The following is a 17,644-nucleotide window of genomic DNA, read 5'->3' on the forward strand; positions in this document are numbered from 1 at the left end:
CCGCTCAGTCCACCAGGGAGAACATCAATTCACCGGAACAGGCCAAATCGCCGTCCACTGTGGCCTCAGCCTTGACCTTGCCGAAGCGTTTGCGCTTGAGGCTGAGCAGTTCACAGCGGATCACCAGCTGATCTCCAGGAACCACAGGGCGCCGGAAGCGTACCCCGTCAATGCCAGCAAAAACGAACAGTCCCTTCGGCAGATCGGGCATCTGGGTCACGATCAGACCACCCACCTGCGCCATCGCCTCGACAATCAGCACCCCTGGCATCAGCGGACGCTCGGGGAAATGCCCCTGGAACTGGGGCTCGTTCATGGTCACGTTCTTGATTGCCGTGGCCGAAACCCCGGGCTCATGGGCGATGACCCGATCCACCAGAGCGAAGGGGTAACGGTGCGGGAGCAAACCGGCGATCTGCTCGCTGGTGAGCACGACATCTGGGGTGGTGGATTCAGTCACAAAGCGGCTGCGAGATCGGTGTGAAGACCATGGGATCCCTTGTACACAAGAACTTGTGCCTGGGGAAAACCGACGAGTGCCAGGTCGCCGATTAGGTCCAAGAGCTTATGGCGCACCGGTTCATCCTCGAACCGCAGCGGTGGATTCATCCACTGATCACCGTCACAGACCAGGGCATTGTCCAGGGCTCCGCCCTGGATCAAACCGGCAGCACGCAGCTGCTCCACCTGTTCCCGGAAACCAAAGGTGCGTGCCGGAGCGATCTCATCGACGAAGCGTTGGGGCGTGAGCTCCAAGGCGAACTGCTGACGGCCGATGGCCGCCTGCGGAAAATCGATGATGCCCACAACACCAAAGCGATCCGACGGGGTGGCGGTGATCACACTGTTGCCGCGGGTGCGCAGCAGGGGTTCCTCCAACCGCGGAGGAGCCGGCCTTGGTGTCGCTGCAGGGGCCAAACCAGCTGCGGAGATGGCCTCAACCCAGCCCAGGGCTGAACCATCCAGCAAAGGAACTTCATGGCCGCTGAGACCGATCTCCACATGGCTGAGCCCACAACCAGCCAGGGCCGCTAGCAGATGTTCAACGGTGGCCACCGTGCTGGAGCCCAGATCCAAGGTTGTGCATAACGGGCTGTCTCGCACCTGATCCGGCCGTAGCTGGATCGGCTGCTCCATCCCCGGCAAACGCATGTGAAACCCCGGATGATCGGTCGGCCGCAGCTCCACCGTGGACTCAGCTCCACTGTGGAGGCCGACGCCAGAGCGTGATGTTTCCGCCGCCAGTGTCCAGGCAGCGGAGTAGTCCTGAGGCCAGCTGTTCACTAGAACTTCCAGCCCACGCCCAGGTTGAAGCGGTAATCGGATGTGAAGTCTTTGGTGGCCACCTCGACGCGGATTGGACCAACCGGCGTGGTCACGATCACGCCGGTACCGAGAGAAACACCGGAGCCGTCCTTACCCAAGAGCAAACCAGGCTTACCGGGCACATCCTTTTGGGTACCGAAATCGGTGCCAGCGTCCATGAACACCTCGCCAGAGAAGATGCTGATCAGCGGGAAGCGGTACTCGATCGTGAGTTCGCTGAAGGCCTTGGACACTGCAAGATCGCAGTCGTACCAACCCCGAATCGAGTTGGATCCACCCATGCAGAACGCCTCGTACGGGGGCGCTTCGCCCATGATCACGCCACCCTTGATCTGCACACCGATGGCCTGGGGGCAATCGGCCTGCTCACCGGGCTTGGGACGGCAGCCCTTGTGGATCTTCAGCCAATCCACGGGGAAGAACTGGGTGTAGCTCGCCCTCAGCCGGTTGAAGGTGGGAGAGTCGTTGTTGATGCCGAGGAACTGCTCGGTTCCGGCGGTGAAGAAGTTGCCGCTGGTGGGATTACGGGGGTTATTGAAGTTGTTGTAAGTGGTGGCGAAACGCACCCCCACCAGGTTGTTGGTGTCGGCGCAGTTGTACGACACGCAAATGACGTCGTCGTTGTTGACCTTGCCCTTGCGCAATTTGTTGTTGGACACGCCATAGGGCCTCGTATCACCAGCAAAGTTGATCGGCCGCACTTCAGCGAACGACATACCGGCCAGCACATTCCACTTGCTGTCCTTGTACGGATCACCACCGTTCAGGGGCCGGGAGAAGGAGAAGTTGCCGCCGATCTTGCGCAGCACCACCGTGTCGCCCTCGTAGTCGAACCAACTGCGGTTGGGGTACTCGCTGTCGGCCTTGTTCACCTCACCCGGAGCCTTATCTCCATCGGTGAACCCGTAACTGCGGCCGGTCTCGTAAGCCTTGTTGGAGCCGTTGTCGGCATAGTCCTTCGCCGTGCGGATGTTGCCGTTGTCTTCGCTTTGGAAGACCTGGGGCACCTGCTGGCTCAAGAAGACCGAAGTGCGGAAGCTGGTGCGGTGCTTGTCGCCGTAGATCCAGGGATCCGTGAAGTTGAGGTTGGCCAATCCGCCGTATTGGCCATAGGTGATGTTGGTGCCCAGATTCCAAGCTCGACCAAAAAGATTGCTTTCCTGCAGCTGCACCTGGCCAAACACACCCTGGCTTTGGCTGTAGCCGAGACCGCCAGAGAGCTGACCGGTGGACTGCTCAACGATGCCCAGCACGATCACCACATCGCCGGGCATTTCTGGCACAGGCCGCAGAGTGACCTTCACATCACTGAACAGCTGGGTGCCGTACAGCCGCTTGATATCACGCTCCAACTGGTTGCGGTTGAACGGATCGCCGGGCTGAATCGAAACCTCCCGGGTGATCACCCACTCCCTGGTTTTGCCACGGATGGGATTGCCGTTCTCATCGGTGTCGTCACCCTCTTTGGTGAGGAATTTGACCTCAACACCAGACACGCTGCCCTGGAGCAATTTCAGCGTGACCACACCCTCAGGGCTGACCCGTTCTGGACCGGACACCCGAGCCAGGGAATAGCCCTGATCGGCCACTGAGGATTGCAGGGCCTTCATCCGCTGCTGCAGATCGTTGAGGTTCAGCGTGCGGCCGTAATCGGAGGCAAACGTCTCCTCAATCACCTCATCCGAAAGGAGATCCTCATCGTCGCCGCTGATCTCCACAGCACTCAGCGGAGGGAAGGGCTCCACTTGAACAACCACTTGAACCCCGAGCGGTCCGTTCTGGGGAACGATCCGCACATCAGAGAACCAACCCGTGGCCTGAATGCCATTCAGATCGTTCTGGAGCTCCTCGCGGGTGACACGCATCCCCGGACGCACCTGCATGGCGTCGTAAGTGGAGATCTGAAGACGTTCTTCTTCCGGGTGCCCATCGATGCCCTCAATCAACACCTCGGAGATCAGCACCCGAGGCTGTTCCACCACGGTGTCTTCCACCACGACCTCTTCCGCCTCTACGGATTGGTTCGCAGGCGCGGCCTCCTGAGCCACCACGGGCGGAGCCACCAGGGGGATCCCGAGCATCAGACCCAGAACCGTGTGACGAACAGCGACCGAGGAGCGGCGGGACGAACGGCGGGTCATCTAGACGCAGGCTGGGCCGAAGCCACAAAAACGTGCGCTGACCTTACAGGCAGTTGCTGGGATTGGGGCAGCTGCCTTGGACCCGTTTAAGGACCTCCCCGTAGGCCTCCATCACCCCACCGAGATCCTTACGGAAGCGGTCCTTATCCAAAATCCGGTCCTCAACGTTGCTACTGCGGCGATCCCAGAGCCTGCAGGTGTCAGGGCTGATCTCATCGGCGAGCAGGAGTGTTCCATCCGATGCAAGCCCCAACTCCAGCTTGAAATCCACCAGTTGCAGATCAAGTCCCTCAAAGAACGGCAGCAGCACCGCATTCACCCGGCGGGCCAGTTGTTCAATCGCTGACAGTCGAGCAGGGTCCGCCACCCCCAGCAGCTGCACGCGCGCCTCAGTCAGCAGCGGATCGCCAAGTGAATCGTCCTTGTAATAGAGATCCAACAGGGCGGGTTCGATGGCTATGCCCTCCGCGATCGGCGTCTGCCGGCACAGCGATCCGGTGGCGGTGTTCCTGAGAACCACCTCCAGGGGAATGATCTCCACCCGACGTACCAGCATCCAGGTCTCCCCGGCCAGACCGCAGTAATGGGTCGGCACCCCCTCACGCTCAAGCAGCTCGAACAACCGCGCTGAGATCTGGCAATTCAGCCGACCTTTGTCGTCCAGCTGGGCTTTCTTCTGGGCATTGAAGGCGGTGGCGTCGTTCTTGAACTCCACCAACACCCGGTCGGGATCCGTGCTGGCGAACACCCGCTTGGCCTTGCCTTCGTAGAGCAGCTCTCCGTGATCGGGCGTCATGGCGACGGTGCAACGGCTGACGGTCTTACATCAGCATGGCCTCCAGGATCCCGGGGAGAACGCAGCAGGGGATCGGGCTCGGCCTCAGGATTCAGTTGCTGAAGCGCATAGCGGTCATTCAGAACACTGGCGAGCCGCTGCATCCGCTGCCGCGGCCGCTCGCCATCGCCACCAGCCGCTAGCTGCAGCTGGAGCTGTTGATGGAGCAGGTCCATGGCCAGTCCCCAGGCCTCCGCTGCCGCCGCTTGATCCAAAGCGGTTTCCAGCAGTTGATCCGCCTGCTCGAACTGATCCGCATCCAGCCATTGCGCCGCCCGCGCCAGTCGTTTCGCCCCCTGCAGACCCTTCAGGTCCCCCAGCAGCTGCACCTCCACAGCCACAGCGTTGCGGCCCAAGGCCGCTTCATGCAAAGCCAACTGATCCAGCCCATTTCCCTGATCCGGCAACGGCTGATCAGAAAATAGAGGCGCGTCAAGGGCGATCAGGTTGCCATCCACCAAACGGCGCAGCGCCAAAGCCGCCTGGCGGTGATCCAGGGCGGCGGCGGCAGCCCGCCAGCGCAACACCAACCACTGCCTCCGTTCATCGCCAACCAGCGGGACATAGCGATTCAGCACCACCGCCGCGGCTTCGGGGGCTCCGCAGCTCATCAGAGCATCGGCGTTCGCCAGCACCAGCTCCAACGAATCGATGACCGGATGCAGCGCTAGAAGCCGATCGCGCAAGGCCTGGCGACGGCCATCGGAGTTGGCGATGCGGGGGTCGAGACAGGCCTGCTCCGCCGCGGCCACATCCATGGAGGCCAGCGCGGTCTGAAAGGGTTCCTCGCGCATCACCTGGGGATCAGGGGCTGCCGTGACAGCAGCCAGAAGGGTGAGGGCGAAGGGGAAAAGGGGGGTCCCCATGGCGGGCTGCGGTCTACAAAGGAAAACCTACGAGGCCCAAACCGTTCCTCCCACAACCATGGCCATGTCGTCCACCCGTCCCAACACGCTGCCCGCCCTCCAACGTGCCCTCGTCGTCGGTGGCGGCGGCAGGGAACAGGCCCTGGCCTGGGCCCTGGGCCGTTGTCCGGGCCTGGACACGGTTTGGATCACCCCTGGCAATGGTGGCGCTGAAGGCAGCACCCTGGCGGTGGGCGAAACCGATAGCGCTGGGTTGATTGCGCTTTGCCAGCAGAACGCCGTCGACCTGGTGGTTGTAGGTCCGGAAGCTCCTCTGGCCGCTGGCGTCGCCGATGCCCTGCGTGATGCGGGCTTTGCCGTGTTCGGCCCTGGAGCAGAGGGTGCCCAATTGGAGGCGAGCAAAGCCTGGGCCAAGCAACTGATGCAAGAGGCGGGGGTCCCCACGGCTGGCCACTGGGCGGTGACCAATGAAGCCGAAGCTCTGGCGGTGTTGCGGGAAGTCCAACGTCCTCTAGTGGTCAAAGCCGATGGCTTGGCCGCCGGCAAGGGCGTCACGGTGGCGGACACCGTGGAGGAATCGGAAACCGCCATCCGCGAAGCCTTTGAAGGGCGTTTCGGTGCTGCGGGCTCCCAGCTGGTGCTGGAGGAGCGGATGGAGGGGCCTGAAGTGTCGGTGTTCGCTCTCTGCGATGGGGAGCGGATGGTGCTGTTACCACCGGCGCAGGACCACAAACGACTTAAAGACGGCGATCGCGGTCCCAACACCGGCGGCATGGGCGCCTATGCCCCCGCCCCACTTCTGGATGCCGAGGGTCTAGAGGAGGTGCGCCGCATCGTGCTCGAGCCCACCCTCAAGGCCCTGCGCCAACGCGGCATTGATTACCGCGGCGTGATCTATGCCGGCCTGATGATCACGGCCGATGGCCCTCAGGTGATCGAGTTCAACTGTCGCTTCGGCGATCCCGAATGCCAGACGTTGATGCCTCTGCTCGGCCCTGAGATCGGCGCCGTGCTGCAGGCCTGTGCAATGGGCCGCCTCGATCTGGCCCCGCAACTGAGCATTGCCGAACGCTGCAGTGCCTGCGTTGTGGCGGCTGCAGAGGGCTACCCGGAGGCTCCTCGCAAGGGTGATGCGATTCGCATCGCCCTTGCCCCCAGCCCAGACCATCAGCTGTTTCATGCCGGCACCCGCCGCAACAGCTCCGGCGAACTGCTCACCGCAGGGGGCCGGGTGCTGGCCGTCGTCGCCCAAGGCGATGACTTCGATGCAGCCTTTTCCGGGGCCTACAACTGCCTCAATCAGCTGGATTACGCCGGAATCACCTACCGTCGAGACATCGGCCACCAGGTGCGCTCGGGAGGATGAGCAGCGGCAGCGGAGCAGCGATCGCTGATTGGGCACTTCCCCCCAATGGCAAACCGCCGGGGGAAGACCAGAACCTCTGGGACCGCATCACCGCCTGGTGGGCGGAATTCACCCTTCAGACCAAGCTGCTGGCGATTGCCACACTTGTGGTGAGCCTGATGATGACGGGCATCACCTTCTTCGCGCTGAACGGAATCCAGCGCGATGCCGTGATGAACGACACCCGCTACGCCAGGGATCTGGGCTTGCTGCTAGCCGGCAACGTCACCGAGCTGGTGGCGCAGGGGCAGGACCGTGAACTGGCCAACGTCGCCGAAAAGTTCTGGCGCTCCAGCCGCAGCGTCCGCTACATCTTCTTTGCCGATCCCGAAGGCGTCGTCTATCTGGGAATCCCCATCAGCGCCACCCCCAGCAGTGGCGATGGCGAGCTCCGACTCAACCGACGGCTGGAACTGCCCGATGAGCTGCGTCGACGCCCCCAGAACCCCCTGGTGCGGCAACATCTCACGCCCCAGGGTGCTGTCACCGATGTGTTCGTCCCACTGATCCGGGGGGGGCAGTACTACGGCGTTCTCGGCCTCGGGGTGAACCCGAATGAAACCGCCCTGGCCAGTGCCGCCCTCACCCGGGAGGTGACCGTGGCGGTGTTCATCTCAATTTGGGTATTGGTGATCCTGGGCGCGGTGTTCAACGCCCTAACCATCACCCGACCGGTGAAGGAACTGCTGCGGGGGGTACGCTCCGTCGCCTCCGGCAACTTCGGTGCCCGGGTTGACCTGCCGGTGGGCGGAGAACTGGGGGAATTGCTCACCGGATTCAACGCCATGGCCTCCCAGCTCGAGGCCTATGACGAAGCCAACATCGAGGAGCTCACGGCCGCGCAAGTGAAGCAGCAGTCGTTGATCGCCACCATGGCCGATGGCGCCATGCTGCTCGACGCCGACGGCCGCATCGTGCTGGCCAATCCAACGGCGCGGCGCCTGTTCCGCTGGGAAGGGCGCAGCTTGGAAGGCCAGGAACTGGTGGGGGAACTGCCTGAACTGTTGGCGATCGAGCTGCACAGCCCCCTCGATGCCCTGCTCGGTGGCGGCTCAGATAGTGAAGACCTTCGCTGCAGCGTGGGGGAACCAGCCCGCACACTGCGCATTGTTCTGCAGGCCGTGCGTGATGCCAGTGGTGAAACCCTCAAAGGCATCGCCGTCACCATCCAGGACCTCACACGGGAGGTGGAGCTGAATGCAGCCCAGAGCCGTTTCATCAGCAACGTCTCCCATGAACTGCGCACGCCGCTGTTCAACATCAAGAGCTACGTCGAAACCCTGCATGACCTCGGCGACCAGCTCAGCCCCGATGAGCAGAAAGAGTTTCTTGGAGTTGCCAACGATGAAACCGATCGGCTCACCCGGCTGGTGAACGATGTGCTGGATCTCTCCAGGCTGGAGTCGGGTCGAACCCTGCAGTTCGAACCGATCAGCATGCGACCAGCGATGGAACAGACCCTGCGCACTTACCGGCTGAATGCGGAAGATCGCCAGGTGGAACTGGTTCTCGATGCGCCCGAAGATCTGCCTGACGTGTTGGGCAACTGGGACCTGCTGCTCCAAGTGCTCGACAACCTGATGGGCAATGCCCTCAAGTTCAGCCGACCCGGTGGTCCCCTGGCGCTGCGGGCCTATCCCTGGCCCGACACATGTTCGGTGGAGGGGACAGCGATCACTGGAAGTGACGGACCCACCTGCGCCCTCACCTCACCGCTGCCCAAGTTGAGGGTGGAGATCGCCGACACGGGCTGCGGGATCAGTAACTCCGATCAGGAACGTATCTTCGATCGTTTCTTCCGAGTGGAAAATGCCGTTCACACGGAAGTGGGCACCGGACTGGGGCTCTCGATCGTGCGGGGCATCCTCGAGAAGCACGGTGCACAAGTGCAAATGGTGAGCGAACCCGAGATCGGCACCACTTTCTGGTTTGAGCTTCCGCTTGCAGAAGCCGACAAGGATGAGCTGCAACTGCAGGCGGAACGACGCAGCCGCAATGCCATCGCAGAGTCCGCCGAGCTCTAGGTCAGTCCTCGGTGGAAACACCGCGGGCAATTCGCGACAACTCGCTGCGCTCATCGGTGGTCACCCGATGGGGCACACCGGAAATGATCCGCTCAAAGTTGGAGAAGGAATCCTTGATCTGCGGACCATTGCCCGTGATCACAAATTCGCGGATGCCCTTGTCGTGCCAGGAGCCACGCATCTTGAACACGTTCAAGGCTCGGGCCATCTCCCCGCGGATCTCCACGTACTGCAGCAGCAGGATCGTGTCGGTGATGGTGGAGATATGGGAGTCGGTGATCGAGTGGCTGCCCATGAACTCCTCGGAAGTGTTCGTGAAGAAACCAGCGATCTCCTCCTGCTTGGCGTAACCGGTCACACCGATCACGAACTGTCGGAAGGCGTTGTGGCTCACACCACGAGCCAGGGCAGAGAGGGAGTCGATCGCCATCCGCGAGGGCTTGAATTGGCTGATCTCCGTCTTGATGATCTGCAGGTGATCTTCAAGGCCCGTTGATTCGGGGTAAGCGCAGATGATCTTGAGCAGACCGTCCTGCTCCATCTGCTCGAAGTCGATGCCCCAGCTGGTGCCGTTCCGCAGTAGCTGGGCTCGCGATTCCTCATAGGCAAACAGGATCGCTCGTTCCTTGTTGCGGCAGGCATCTTCGATGAATTTGGAGACGAGCATCGTCTTGCCCGTTCCTGTGGCTCCGGTGGCGAGGATGATCGAATCCTTGAAGAAACCACCACCACACATGTCGTCCAGACGGGGCACACCAGAGCTCACCCTCACGTTGGACGACCGCTGAGTGAGGCGCATGGCCCCCAGCGGGAAGATGCTGATGCCGTGGGTCCCCATGGTGAAAGGGAACTCGCCCTTCATGTGGGTGGTGCCCCGCAGCTTGAGGATTTCAACAGTGCGCCGACGCCGCTCTCCCTCGAGCACGTTGCGAAGGATCACCACGTTGTCGGAAACAAATTCTTCAACGCCGTAACGGGCAATCGGGCCGTACTCGTCGATGCGCTCGGTGGTCATCACCGTGGTGACGCCAATTTCCTTGAGCCGGGCGATCAAGCGAAAAATCTCACGACGCACCACAAAGACTGCGTCGTATTGCTGGAACACCGCCGTGATCGAATCAATGGCGACGCGCTTGGCCTTGTACTTGCGGATGGCGTAGTTAATCCGCTCGATCAGACCCGAGAGATCAAAGCTGCCAGCCACGTCCTGGCCGTCGGGATCTGGCGAGGCATCAAGGATGAATAGCTTGTCCTGCTCAACCATCTCCTGCAGGTTCCAGCCGAAACTGGCGGAGTTGCGCAGGATGTCGAGGGGCGATTCCTCGAAGGTGACGAAGATGCCGGGTTCGTCGAAATCCTTGATGCCGTTGTGGAGGAAGTGCAGCGAGAACACCGTCTTTCCGGTGCCGGACGTGCCGCTGATCAGCGTGCTGCGGCCGATCGGTAGGCCGCCCTGGCACACATCATCAAAGCCCTCGATCCCCGTCGGGAGCTTTTGCACCTGCATCTGAGGCTGACCGCTGGTCGGAGGGAACTGCATAGCAAAGACCTATGACTTGACGGTAGAGAGCAGGAAACAAACCATGCTTGAGAGCACCATGTCGCTTAAGGATCCGACGTGATCGTCGTGTCGGTCTCCTCATCGACAGCGTCGATGACACTCGAGTTGAGGGCCGTGTCGGACAGCTCGTCGTAGAGAAGATCGAGACCGATCAAAACCCGTTCCCGATCCGAGAGATCACCAATGATGCGGCGCACCGGCGGGGGAAGAATCTTGGACAACGTTGGCGTTGCCAAAATTTTGTCCTCCTCCGCCAATTGGGGATTTTTCAACACATCAATCACCTTCAGGGCATAGACGCCCCGAAATTCGGTTTCAAGGATGTTGCGCAAGGTTTTCAGCGCCCGCATCGAGTTGGGCGTGTTGCCCGCCACGTAGAGCTTGAGGATGTAGGTCTTGCGGGGACTCATGACGACTCCTCCGAGGCATCGAGCTGATCCATCGGGCGACGTACACGGCTGGAGGCCGTGCCCGATAGAGGAAAGTCCGGCGGAATGGAACGCCGGTACATCTCACACAGATGGGCCATTACGTCGAGAAGCGCAAGGCGGTAATCCTGAAGAAAGTCATGTTTGTGGCCCTCCAAACTCAGTTGTTTCCAGAATTCATCGATCAGATCCACGTGGATCTCAACGGTGCGGGTGATCGGCAGATCACTGAAAAAAGCGGTGTTCACAAAGCTTTCCAAGGCCTGATTGGCAGCGGCCGGATCGCTGAAATAACTCGCCAGCAGGTCCCGATAGGTGCGTTGGAGGGACAGCAGCAGATCCCGGCGTTCCTCGGGGGGCAAGCTGCCCAGGAAGCGGGATGGATCTCGCTTGTAAAAGACCCCTAGATAGCCAAGCCGTTCCTGAAGGCGTTGGGAGAGGTTGCTGACGGCGCGGGATGAAGAGCTGCTGTCGTCCTGACGTCCATCGGCGCGGCCTTGGCGCAGAAAGCGAGAAATCGCCGCGTCCACGTTGTATCCCAGCTGGGCCAGCTGGTCGTCGGGCAGATGCAACTCCTCAGGGTGGTAGTCCACCTGCCCCTTCAGATCCCCAACGATCACGGCGGGGAAGAGCAGACCCGCCGCCAGTAATTGCTCCTTGGCCTCAGCATCAAGCAGGCTCTGCTCGAGCACCACAGCGTCAAAATCCTCCTGCCTGGGGCCGAGAACAGACGCCAGGGTCTCCCCAGGATCGACAGTCAGGACAACAGACTCGTAGCGGTTGGCCGGCAGCCATGGGCGGCAGGCCTCCACCAAAGCTGGGCTGGCCAGCACGAGAGCAACAGTGAGGGCCGGCCTGGCCATCCGTACATCCGCAACGTCGAAACATCTGAATCTTGACGATGGGGCGCGTCAGAGACGAAGATCTTTGTTTGTCTTTCGATTGCGGGTCAGGCCTAAATCGGTTCGCCGAGCCTGAACGCGTCTTTTCACCTTATGGCCGACACCAAACCAGCCGCGGAACAGAGCGGGACCTACGCCATCGTTGAGGCGTCGGGCACCCAGATCTGGCTGCAGCCCAACCGCTATTACGACATCGATCGGCTTCAGGCCGAGGTGGACGACACCATCAAGCTTGAGAACGTTCTCCTGGTGAAGGACGGCAAGGGCACCACCCTCGGCCAGCCCTATGTCAAAGACGCCACCGTGTCGCTCAAGGTGATGGCCCATCGCCGCGGCCCCAAGGTGATCGTTTACAAGATGCGCCCCAAAAAGAAAACCCGCCGCAAGAATGGTCACCGGCAGGAACTCACCCGGGTGATGGTTGAGTCCATCTCCGTGGGCGGCAAGGCCATCAGCTGACCTCCCCCCCTCGCTCCATCAACCGCCCCACCAGCATCTCTTCTCATGGCACATAAAAAAGGCACAGGCTCAACCCGTAACGGCCGCGACTCGAACGCCAAACGCCTGGGCGTGAAGGCCTACGGCGGCGAAACCGTCACCGCCGGATCCATCCTGATCCGCCAGCGCGGCACCTCCGTTCTGCCCGGCGTCAATGTCGGCAAAGGCAAGGACGACACCCTGTTTGCTCTGACCGATGGGATCGTGAAGTTCGAATCGATCCGCCGCGGCCTGCGCAACCGCAAGCGCATCAACATCACTGCAGCGGTCTGAGTTTCGAGGCCAACACCAATCCAAAGCCCCGATGCCAGCTGGCACCGGGGCTTTTTTGTTGGCAGCTTTTGTTGTCGCAGCCTCAGGAACGCCGGTACAGCCGGGCCGTGATCAACAGGGGGTGAAACACCTCCAGGAACTGGACCTGCAGGGTGCGGAAAAACCCATCCACCAGGGCCGGATCATCGAAATGGAAGGGGTACTCGCCCTGATGCCCTTTGAAGAAGTACCAGTTCAGAAGAGCGATGGCCCCGGGGGCCATCCGCTGGTGAAACTCCAGCAACTGCGCCGAGGGATCCGGCAGGTGTTCCAGCACATCGAGGCAGACCACCGCATCGAAACGCACATCGCCCGTGCTGCTGAGGTCGCGATGGACCGAGAGCTTGTCCGCCAGCCCCAGGCTTTGCGCCCGTTGCTGAACAAAAGCCTGGTTGTGGGGATTGAGATCAACAAACCAGACGTGATCGACCCCCGGCAGCGCCGCAGCCGAGAGGGCATGGGTGCCGATGCCACCACCGAAATCCAGCACCTGGCCCTGCACCGCCATGCCCTGAAGCCGCAGCGTGTCCGCGATGTAGTCCGCACTGGAGAGATGCCAGGCCGCCAGCTCCAGCAGGTGCCCCGTTCCCACCGTGTCCTCATAGAAGGCGGTGGCGTCCTCCGGCCGGAACGCACCCGGGTGCAAGTCCGCCAGGTCGTCGGTGCTGCTGGGCAGACGCTGCTCGAGCTGTTCCAGCGTCAGGTCGAGATAACGGCTGAGGTGTTGCTTGATGCCCAAACCATCCGCCAGGAAAGCAGAGACGTCCACATCCGTGCTGCTGCGGAGCTGGGGCATGGATGGGCTTCAGGGCGCGGCCAACCTACGCAGCCGCCGGAATGCAACAGTCAGGGCATCCCGCTCCAGCTCCGGTGAACGGCCCCTTCGGCTTCGTGGTGATCGACAAGCCCGCAGGCCTCACCTCCCATGCCTGCGTCAGCCGCCTGCGCCGCAGCTACGGCCTCAAGCGCGTGGGCCATGGCGGCACCCTCGACCCTGCCGTCACCGGGGTTCTCCCCATCGCCCTAGGGCCGGCCACCCGATTGCTGCCCTACCTCCCCGGGGAGAAGACCTACACCGGTGTGATCCAACTGGGCAGGCGCACCAGCACTGACGACCAAGAAGGAGAGCTGCTGGAGCAGCAGGACTGGCCTTCCCTCAATGAGGCCGAGGTCAACAGCAGCCTGGACGCGTTCCGTGGCGCGATTGAGCAGCGTCCGCCACAGGTCTCCGCCGTCCATGTGGATGGCGAACGGGCCCATGCCAGGGCCCGGCGCGGTGAAGCCATGGACCTTCCACCGCGGGCCGTCACCGTGCACCGGCTGGAGTTATTGCACTGGGATGCGGCCCAGGGGCAGCTGAGCCTCGAGGTGCACTGCTCCGCTGGCACCTACATCCGCTCGATTGCCCGGGATCTGGGGGCCAGCATCGGCTGTGGAGGCTGTCTGGCCTCGCTGCGCCGCACCCAGGCCCTGGGGTTCCATGCACACCAGGCCCATCCGCTGCCGGAACGAGATGCTGCGCCGCCCGATCCCCTGTCCCCGCTTGTGGCCCTGGGGGCCCTGCCCCGGCGTGATCTCAGCGAAGCCGAACAGAACGACTGGCGCTGCGGCCGTCGCATCGCGATGGATCCCGGTGCTGGAGAGGCGGTGGTGGTGTGCAACGCGGATGGGAGCATGGCCGGCATCGGCCACCGCGAGAGCGAAGGTCTGTTGCGACCCAAGGTGGTGTTCGATGCAGCAGGCTGAAATCACCCTGTCGGTCAGTACTCTCCGAGCGCATCCCGCCCTGCCCTGACGCGATGGCTGGCCACAGCAAATGGTCCCAGATCAAACGCACCAAGGCCGTCGTCGACGCCAAACGAGGTGCGGTGTTCACCCGGCTGGGGCGAGAAATCATGGTGGCGGCCCGTGCCGGAGCCGATCCCGCCGGGAATTTTCAGTTGCGGACGGCCATCAGCAAAGCCCGCGCCGCTGGAGTTCCCGCTTCCAACATCGATCGCGCCATCGCCAAAGGTTCAGGTCAGGCGGGTGATGGAGCTCAACTGGAGGAGGTGCGCTACGAGGGCTATGGCCCCAACGGAATGGCAGTGCTGGTGGAGGCGCTCACCGACAATCGCAACCGCACCGCTGCAGATCTACGACTGGCCTTCAGCAAGAACGGGGGAAATCTTGGGGAAAACGGCTGCGTGGCCTATCTGTTTGAGCACCGCAGCGAGGTGATCCTCAACGCCGGTCCCGAGGACGAGGAACGGCTGCTGGAAAGCCTCCTGGAGCTGGACGCCGATGGCTATGAGCTCTTGGACGGGGCTGTATTGGTGCATGGTCCGTTCGAGGCCTTGGAGAGCCTTCAGGACGGCCTGCGCTGTGCCGACTGGGATGTGCGGGAGTGGGGCCATCACTGGTCCGCCCAAACCAGCGTTTCGGTAAGTGATCCCGACATCGCCCGGAGCTGTCTGAAGCTGCTTGATGCACTTGATGGGCTCGACGATGTGCGCAGCGTCAGCGCCAACCTCGATCTAGCCGACGGGATGGAGCTCGACTGAGCCTCCTTGAAGTTTGTCGTCAGCAAATCCGCACCAAAGCTTGTGCCCCTGAGCCCAGGGCAATGCCAGCGCTAGGCCGAAGGCATCCCTTCTTGAGGATCGCCATGTCCATGAAACAGCTGGAGACGTTCATGTCGCGGGTGCAGAGCAACGACTCCCTACGCGATGAGGTGCAGCGCTGCGGCAAGGACAACTCCTGCGTGGTCAAGGTCGGCGCCAAACACGGCCACAAGTTCTCCCCATCACACCTGAGCCGCTGGCAAAAGGAACACTGAAGACCCGACACAACCGGCGGCGGGATTCCTCAGGGGGGCCCGGCCGCCTCCTCCCCCGTTCCATCGGGTTGCTGACGAATCAGCCGGGCCAGCATCTCCAACTTGGCGTTCTCCGATTCCGAGGCACGGGTTGCCATCCAGGCACTGGCTGCCTTCTGCTGGGCCAACTGCTGTACCAAAGCCAAGGCCATCTCGCGCAACTGCTCCAGGTCCTGGCAGTCCTGAATGAAGCGCGTCCAGCGTTCCGCCTCAAAACTCTGCTCAAGGCGCCGTTCCACGGGGTCGATGCTCATCGCCACTGCTCTAGGCCGTTCAAGCTAAAGCCGCTGCATCGCACCAGAGCCAGACATTTGGATGGGTCAGCAGCCAGCTGGCGGGCAGCGCAGGATCCGGCTCGCTTAAAGCCAGCAGCCGCTTGAGGATGCCGGCCTTGGCAGCGCCGGTCACCACAAGATGAATTTCAGCGGCCTCGAGGATCTCCCAGAGGCCCAGGGTGATGGCCCGCTGGGGAACAGCCTCAACGCGACCATCGAAGAGCACCGCGTTCTGCTGCCGGGTCGCAGAGGTCAGCTCCACCTCATGGCAGTGCTGATCAGGAGGGCAAGGCGGCTCATTGAAACCCACATGACCATTGCTGCCGAGCCCCAGAAGCTGCAGGCCGATGCCCCCACAACCGCTGAGCTGCTCGCCGTAACGCCGCGCAGCAGCCGCTCCGTCAGCGGCAGTGCTGTCGGGAAGATGCACCGCTGAGGCGGGCAAGCCCAACGGTGCAGCCAGGTGGTGGGTCATGTAGGCCCGGTAGCCCCGGGGATCTTCCGCCGAGAGTCCGAGGTATTCGTCCAGGTTGAAACTGCACCATCGGCCGCGCAGGGCCTCCAGCTCATCGGCAGACCAGGACAGCAGCCGTTCGACCAGGGTGCGATACAGCGGCTCCATCGTGCGGCCGGTAGCCAGACCCAAGGGCTTCAAGGGATCCGGCCCCTGCCAACTGCGCAGATGTCGCTCCAGATGAGCCGCCAGCACAGCGCAGAGATCCGTGTCACTGGAATGGCGTTGCAGATGACAGGGAAACCGTGCCAAAAGGCGAAATCGGCATGTCTCTCCAGAGTGGCTCCGTTGGGGGCTTCAGCGCCAGGGATGGGTCGTGGTGCGGCCGGTAGGGAATGACCTCAGCCCCGCGGTAGTAGTGCTGAAGAATCGAGCGGAAGTCGGCACCCTGCTCCGCCAGACCGTGGGCTCCCCACTGACTCATGCCAACGCCATGGCCATAGCCCTGGCCCTTCACCAACAGCTGAAGGCCGCCCGCGGACCAACGACGCACCGAGGTCTTACTGACCAGCAACGGCGGAGGGGCCGCCAACAGGGGCGGTCGTCCTCCCCTCTGGCGGGCCACCGATGCCGTGATCCGATCGATGCGGGAGCCACCACTGGCGGCTGCGTTCACCCGCCGCACATGACGCTCCACAGGGGAGCGCTGCCTCCCCGTCACCATTTCAAAGTTAACCAGAGTGCTTTTGAGACCCAACCGCTTGCGCAGCTCGCTGCCGCTGAGCACCAGTGACCCGCCAGGGCCGCGCACGCGGGCCTGGCGGACGCGACCGCTGCCTGAACGACTCAGCACCTCAACGGCCTGGAGCCCACCGGTTTCGGGCAGCCGCTGACGTAGCCCAGCCGGATCAAACCATTGTTCCCAGCGGTGCACCGGGCTGTGCTGGTCATGGTCGGGGACGCTGACCAGATAGGGATACTGACGGCGCCAGACCATCCCGCTCGCCTCGGTCACCCCACCAGAACTGCTGTGAAAGACAGCATCGATCAAGCGACCACCGTGCACGAGCACCAGCGAACGGGTGCTGGCCACCGCCTTCCGGGTGCTCGGGGTTTCCGACTCCACGCCGCGGTATACCTGACTCGCCACCGAGGCCTTCACATCCCAGGCACCACCGCGGCTGCGTTGTTTCAGGGCATACGTGCGGGCCGCCACCGCCTGAGCCTGCAGGGCGGCCAGGGGCCAGCGGTGGGGCATTTCGCTGCCGACAACACTGGCCAGATAGGTCTCGACGCCCAGGCTGTTGACCACCCGCAAACTCCCGCCTCGGCCACTGATGCGCAGCACACCGCGGTAGCGACGGGACCCGAGCCAGATGCCCCGTGGGTCGTCGTTTTGCACCGTCACCAGGGTGCTGGGGGCCAGCAGCATCGATCGGCCATCCACACTGGCGCTCAGGCGGGTTCCACGGAGGCTGAGCTGCAGCCGCTGCGGCCGTCGCACGCCGCCAGGGAGTCCCTGCACCCGCAGCGGCTGTGCTCCATCGGAGCGCAGGCTGACCTGGTTGTTCTCCAGCAGCAATACGCGCATCTGCGGCTCGCGGCCGCGGGCCAGCGCCATCGGCGATGGAGCGATCACAGCGACGAGCACCAGCCCGACGGCAACGAAGGCGCGGCGCACGCTGGAGATCGAAGGGCGTCCCAGTGTGCCGCCTGTTCCTGGGTTCAGCCAGATGGCAGCATGAGCCCTGAGGAGCATC

The 17,644-nt window shown here is 62.6% G+C and carries 19 protein-coding genes; 7 read left to right on the forward strand and 12 right to left on the reverse strand.

Features of this window, described 5'->3' with window-relative positions:
- Positions 1-4: 4 nt before the first annotated feature.
- The 5 genes from fabZ to Q3Y53_RS08465 are packed head-to-tail and all read right to left on the reverse strand — an operon-like array spanning position 5 to position 5,168.
- Positions 5-460 carry a 3-hydroxyacyl-ACP dehydratase FabZ gene (fabZ, locus tag Q3Y53_RS08445; RefSeq protein ID WP_186513804.1) on the reverse strand — a complete coding sequence of 152 codons (456 nt, stop codon included), beginning with the start codon at positions 458-460 and terminating at the stop codon, positions 5-7.
- Positions 457-1,284 carry a UDP-3-O-acyl-N-acetylglucosamine deacetylase gene (lpxC, locus tag Q3Y53_RS08450; RefSeq protein ID WP_303535022.1) on the reverse strand — a complete coding sequence of 276 codons (828 nt, stop codon included), beginning with the start codon at positions 1,282-1,284 and terminating at the stop codon, positions 457-459. Before lpxC ends, fabZ begins: the two co-directional genes overlap by 4 nt.
- Positions 1,284-3,467, reverse strand: coding sequence for a BamA/TamA family outer membrane protein (locus Q3Y53_RS08455; RefSeq protein WP_303535025.1), 2,184 nt, complete (start codon positions 3,465-3,467; stop codon positions 1,284-1,286). The genes lpxC and Q3Y53_RS08455 overlap by 1 nt, the downstream gene beginning before the upstream one ends.
- A 43-nt stretch (positions 3,468-3,510) precedes the next feature.
- Positions 3,511-4,263 (reverse strand): phosphoribosylaminoimidazolesuccinocarboxamide synthase, encoded by a 753-nt coding sequence (gene purC, locus Q3Y53_RS08460; RefSeq protein WP_303535027.1) that lies wholly within the window; start codon positions 4,261-4,263, stop codon positions 3,511-3,513.
- Positions 4,260-5,168 (reverse strand): hypothetical protein, encoded by a 909-nt coding sequence (locus Q3Y53_RS08465; protein WP_303535029.1) that lies wholly within the window; start codon positions 5,166-5,168, stop codon positions 4,260-4,262. The genes purC and Q3Y53_RS08465 overlap by 4 nt, the downstream gene beginning before the upstream one ends.
- Positions 5,169-5,226: 58 nt before the next feature.
- On the opposite strand from Q3Y53_RS08465, the gene purD reads away from it, so the two are divergent.
- Both purD and Q3Y53_RS08475 read left to right on the forward strand, forming a co-directional pair.
- Positions 5,227-6,534 carry a phosphoribosylamine--glycine ligase gene (gene purD, locus Q3Y53_RS08470; protein WP_303535031.1) on the forward strand — a complete coding sequence of 436 codons (1,308 nt, stop codon included), beginning with the start codon at positions 5,227-5,229 and terminating at the stop codon, positions 6,532-6,534.
- Positions 6,531-8,597: an ATP-binding protein gene (locus Q3Y53_RS08475; RefSeq protein ID WP_303535033.1), complete on the forward strand. Its 2,067-nt coding sequence runs from the start codon at positions 6,531-6,533 to the stop codon at positions 8,595-8,597. Before purD ends, Q3Y53_RS08475 begins: the two co-directional genes overlap by 4 nt.
- Position 8,598: 1 nt before the next feature.
- On the opposite strand, the gene kaiC is transcribed toward Q3Y53_RS08475, so the two are convergent.
- The 3 genes from kaiC to Q3Y53_RS08490 all read right to left on the reverse strand — a co-directional run bounded on the left by kaiC (position 8,599) and on the right by Q3Y53_RS08490 (position 11,449).
- The gene (kaiC, locus tag Q3Y53_RS08480) at positions 8,599-10,137 is read right to left on the reverse strand and encodes a circadian clock protein KaiC (RefSeq protein ID WP_226425186.1); all 1,539 of its coding nucleotides are present in this window, start codon (positions 10,135-10,137) and stop codon (positions 8,599-8,601) included.
- 65 nt (positions 10,138-10,202) lie between these two features.
- Entirely contained in the window at positions 10,203-10,568 is a 366-nt protein-coding gene (gene kaiB / locus Q3Y53_RS08485) for a circadian clock protein KaiB (RefSeq protein ID WP_115022346.1), read from the reverse strand.
- On the reverse strand, positions 10,565-11,449 hold the full coding sequence (locus tag Q3Y53_RS08490) for a circadian clock protein KaiA (protein WP_226425185.1): 885 nt from the start codon (positions 11,447-11,449) through the stop codon (positions 10,565-10,567). Before Q3Y53_RS08490 ends, kaiB begins: the two co-directional genes overlap by 4 nt.
- 132 nt (positions 11,450-11,581) lie before the next feature.
- Here Q3Y53_RS08490 and rplU point away from each other — a divergent pair, with 132 nt between their 5' ends.
- Positions 11,582-11,947: a 50S ribosomal protein L21 gene (rplU, locus tag Q3Y53_RS08495; protein ID WP_011365073.1), complete on the forward strand. Its 366-nt coding sequence runs from the start codon at positions 11,582-11,584 to the stop codon at positions 11,945-11,947.
- 45 nt (positions 11,948-11,992) lie between these two features.
- Positions 11,993-12,259 (forward strand): 50S ribosomal protein L27, encoded by a 267-nt coding sequence (gene rpmA / locus Q3Y53_RS08500; protein ID WP_114989469.1) that lies wholly within the window; start codon positions 11,993-11,995, stop codon positions 12,257-12,259.
- 82 nt (positions 12,260-12,341) lie between these two features.
- Here rpmA and Q3Y53_RS08505 read toward each other — a convergent pair whose 3' ends face one another.
- On the reverse strand, positions 12,342-13,094 hold the full coding sequence (locus Q3Y53_RS08505; protein ID WP_226425183.1) for a cyclopropane-fatty-acyl-phospholipid synthase family protein: 753 nt from the start codon (positions 13,092-13,094) through the stop codon (positions 12,342-12,344).
- A 41-nt stretch (positions 13,095-13,135) separates the two neighbouring features.
- Here Q3Y53_RS08505 and truB point away from each other — a divergent pair, with 41 nt between their 5' ends.
- From truB to Q3Y53_RS08520, 3 genes are all read left to right on the forward strand, one after another.
- Positions 13,136-14,044: a tRNA pseudouridine(55) synthase TruB gene (truB, locus tag Q3Y53_RS08510; protein ID WP_303535048.1), complete on the forward strand. Its 909-nt coding sequence runs from the start codon at positions 13,136-13,138 to the stop codon at positions 14,042-14,044.
- A gap of 53 nt (positions 14,045-14,097) precedes the next feature.
- The gene (locus tag Q3Y53_RS08515; RefSeq protein WP_303535050.1) at positions 14,098-14,841 is read left to right on the forward strand and encodes a YebC/PmpR family DNA-binding transcriptional regulator; all 744 of its coding nucleotides are present in this window, start codon (positions 14,098-14,100) and stop codon (positions 14,839-14,841) included.
- A gap of 104 nt (positions 14,842-14,945) precedes the next feature.
- Entirely contained in the window at positions 14,946-15,116 is a 171-nt protein-coding gene (locus tag Q3Y53_RS08520) for a Nif11 family protein (RefSeq protein ID WP_186513834.1), read from the forward strand.
- Positions 15,117-15,145: 29 nt separating this feature from the next.
- Here the strand turns inward: Q3Y53_RS08520 and Q3Y53_RS08525 are convergent, their stop codons facing one another.
- From Q3Y53_RS08525 to Q3Y53_RS08535, 3 genes are read right to left on the reverse strand one after another with little or no spacing between them, the layout of a single operon-like run.
- On the reverse strand, positions 15,146-15,409 hold the full coding sequence (locus Q3Y53_RS08525; RefSeq protein ID WP_226425180.1) for a hypothetical protein: 264 nt from the start codon (positions 15,407-15,409) through the stop codon (positions 15,146-15,148).
- Positions 15,410-15,428: 19 nt separating this feature from the next.
- Entirely contained in the window at positions 15,429-16,196 is a 768-nt protein-coding gene (locus Q3Y53_RS08530; RefSeq protein ID WP_226425179.1) for a glucosamine-6-phosphate deaminase, read from the reverse strand.
- The gene (locus tag Q3Y53_RS08535; protein ID WP_303535053.1) at positions 16,156-17,643 is read right to left on the reverse strand and encodes a SpoIID/LytB domain-containing protein; all 1,488 of its coding nucleotides are present in this window, start codon (positions 17,641-17,643) and stop codon (positions 16,156-16,158) included. The genes Q3Y53_RS08530 and Q3Y53_RS08535 overlap by 41 nt, the downstream gene beginning before the upstream one ends.
- Position 17,644 lies beyond the last annotated feature (1 nt).

Origin of the sequence: Synechococcus sp. YX-04-1 (assembly GCF_030546365.1) — a bacterium.
Classification (GTDB): domain Bacteria; phylum Cyanobacteriota; class Cyanobacteriia; order PCC-6307; family Cyanobiaceae; genus Parasynechococcus.